This window comes from Klebsiella sp. K47, from assembly GCF_051858335.1.
GTDB classification, from domain to species: domain Bacteria; phylum Pseudomonadota; class Gammaproteobacteria; order Enterobacterales; family Enterobacteriaceae; genus Klebsiella; species Klebsiella pneumoniae.
Genome location: NZ_JBPYUI010000566.1, coordinates 1 through 211 on the forward strand (window position 1 = coordinate 1; position 211 = coordinate 211).

Sequence of the window (211 nt, forward strand, 5' to 3'; positions counted from 1 at the left end):
TGGGTGGCGGTGGTCGGGTGCACACCATCGGCAAACACGTAGCTGTTGGCGGCGTCCGGGGTGACGTAGCTGGTCGGGTTGCAGGTCAGCGAGGAGGCCGTGGTGCAGGCCGGGCTGGTCACGTTGACGAAGCCGTACTGGCCCGGGTTGGCGACGATTTCCTGCAGGATGTGGAAGGTATCCACCGGAATCACCTGCAGGCCGGCGGCTT

At 65.9% G+C, this 211-nt stretch carries 1 protein-coding gene; it reads right to left on the reverse strand.

All coding sequences use genetic code 11. The annotated features are described in order from the left end of the window. A partial coding sequence (locus RRF55_RS29235; protein WP_439419488.1) for a hypothetical protein occupies window positions 1–185 on the reverse strand: 185 nt, incomplete at its 3' end. Window positions 186–211: the final 26 nt, after the last annotated feature.